Below are 536 nucleotides of genomic sequence, written 5' to 3'. Positions count from 1 at the left end.
GCAGCGCACCCGTCACACTCCACACTCGCTGGGATGACGCTGCATGTTCAGGAGACGTTGTCATGGGCAAGCACCCCGCTTCCGGCGCGTCGCAACAGACTTCCCTCAGCCCCGACGAACTTCGACTGATCGATGCCTGGTGGCGCGCGTGCAACTACCTCTCGGTCGGCATGATCTATCTGATCGACAACCCCTTGCTGAAGGAACCGCTGAAGGCCGATCACGTGAAGCAGCGCCTGCTCGGCCATTGGGGCGCGAGTCCGGCTCTTTCCTTCGTCTGGGCGCACTTGAACCGTGTGATCAAGCGCGACGACCTGGATGTGATCTTCATGGCCGGCCCCGGACACGGAGCCCCCGGCGTGCTCGGCCCCGCCTATCTGGAAGGCACCTATTCGGAGGTGTATCCGGACAAGAGCGAAGACGCCGAGGGCATGCAGAAATTCTTCAAACAATTCTCCTTTCCCGGCCACATCGGCTCGCATGTCACGCCGGAGACGCCCGGTTCGATCCACGAAGGCGGCGAACTGGGCTACAGC

Annotated in this window: 1 protein-coding gene; it reads left to right on the top strand. The window is 62.3% G+C overall.

Translation table 11 applies throughout. The annotated features are described in order from the left end of the window. Window positions 1–62: 62 nt before the first annotated feature. Window positions 63–536: phosphoketolase family protein (locus BG61_RS38845; protein ID WP_035943830.1), on the top strand; the 474-nt coding region annotated here is incomplete at its 3' end.

The organism is Caballeronia glathei (assembly GCF_000698595.1).
GTDB lineage: Bacteria > Pseudomonadota > Gammaproteobacteria > Burkholderiales > Burkholderiaceae > Caballeronia > Caballeronia glathei.
Note: the sequence above shows the minus strand (reverse complement) of the source record. Positions and strands in the feature narration are given on the sequence as shown.